General features: G+C 54.6%; 1 protein-coding gene. It reads right to left on the minus strand.

The features are described 5' to 3' along the window. Positions 1-159 precede the first annotated feature (159 nt). On the minus strand, positions 160-1981 hold a 1822-nt coding region (locus tag KBW69_RS23290; protein ID WP_257282520.1), incomplete at its 5' end, for an ankyrin repeat domain-containing protein.

Raw genomic sequence — 1981 nt, forward strand, 5'->3', positions numbered from 1 at the left:
CCTGGAGAACTTGTTTTCTGTTCAAGCTCGACAACAAAATGTCTGGTCAACGGATGAGCCTGACAGACGATGGGCAATGTCATGAGTAACAGTGGTGCCGCAAAGAGTGAGTGCTTAATCATTCTACATTTTCATTCTGATGAATATTGCCTCTGTTGCCTACCTTGCCCCAGTCTCGTTCAGAGCGTTCACGCAGTCGATATTGCCCATCTCGGTTGCGATGGATATTGGGGTTGTGCCATCAGATGCTGCGGCGTTGAGATCCGCCCCGGCATTGATCAGGAGTTTCACGATGTCGGGATGGCCTTTCTGGGCTGCGATGAACAACGGGGTATTGCCACCCGTAGTCCGGGCATTGAGATTTGCCTTGGCTTCGATCAGGAGTTTCACGATGTCGGGATGGCCGTTCCGGGCTGCGATGAGCAGAGGATTGAGCCCATCTTTTTTGCAGGCGTTGAGATCTGCCTTGGCTTCGATCAGGAGTTCCAGAATCTCGGTATGACCATTCTGGGCTGCGACATACACTGAGGTAACGCCATCCGCAGTCCGGGCGTTGAGATCCGCCCCGGCTTCGATCAGGGCTTGCACAATGTCGGTATGGCCGTTGTTGGCTGCGATAAGCACTGAGGTGACACCACCCGTAGTCCTGGCGTTGAGATCTGCACTGGCTTCAATCAGGAGTTTCACGATGTCGGTATAGCCCTTCTGGGAAGCGATGAGCAGCGGTGTGACGCCATTCCTGGTGGGGGAGTTGAGGTCTGCCCCGGCTTTGATCAGGCGTTTCACGATGTCGGTATAGCCGTTCCGGGCTGCGATGAACAGTGGGGTGGAACCATCCAAAGTCCTGGCGGAATGCTTAGTGCGGTTATTGAGATCCGCCCCGGCTTCGATCAGGGCTTTCACAATGTCGGTATGGCCGTTGCGGGCTGCGATGAATAGTGGGGTGCCGTCATCCTCAACCCGCGCGTTGAGATCTGCCCTGGCGTCGATCAGGAGTTTCACGCAGTCGGTATTGCCCGTTTCGGCTGCGATGAACAACGGGGTGGCGCCATCCGCAGCCTGGGTGTTGAGATCTGCCTTGGCTTCAATCAGGAGTCTCAGGATGTCGGTATGGCCCATCTTGGCTGCGGTCGACAGCGAGGTGACGCCATCCATCGTTCGGGTGTTGAGATTCGCCCCGGCGTTGATCAGGCGTACGACGATGTCCTTGTGCCCCTTACCGGATGCCAATATCAGGGCGCTGAAACCATCATTCATGAGGGTATTGACATTGACTCCCTCTGCCAGTGACTTCTCCACCTGATCCAAATCCCCCCGCAAACAGGCAAGATAAAACGCCTGATCGGGGAAAAATGTATCCGGGTGAGACTCCCCGGTGTTCTCATTCACCATAGGCATCGGATTTTGCCGACACATTGCACACCGGCGAGACCCCATGGGCTGATCAACAAAACACCTCGAAATACAGTCCAGGTCGAAGTACTTGCCACAACATTGGGTTTTGACGACCACAAGCGCTTCATCACGACCGTGGAAGTGAAGCAGGCAAATAGGACAGGGATCGGACTCCAGCGGTACGTCAGTGTCCATGGGGACAGTGGGGTGGGCAATGCCATCCATTGACAGAACATCCGTGTTAGTCACATGACCTGCGCACTCCGGGCAGTGTCCATTGTCCAAATGTGGGCATGAGTTTTGTTCGGGCGTTGCTTCTGTCTGGCCTGTCGAATTTTCTGCGGAATTCATCGGCCAATCAGCAAGCCAACTGCTATCGGATGATGGCCGGAATTGACAAACGCCGTGACAGGGAGAGACGAAACAATCTAAACCCAAAGTGTGTAAATGTGGCTGTGAGCCTCCGTTACCATCAGCAGAGTCAGAATAAAGGAAGCTATTGAAAGAGCCTGCCGGGTGGGTGGTGGCTTCCTGAGCTTGCTGCCCCGATGACTCTGATGGTGGGCGTTGTTGCTGGTAATTACCA

It is taken from the genome of Endozoicomonas sp. ISHI1, from assembly GCF_024606225.1.
In the GTDB taxonomy this organism is placed as follows: Bacteria; Pseudomonadota; Gammaproteobacteria; order Pseudomonadales; family Endozoicomonadaceae; genus Endozoicomonas_A.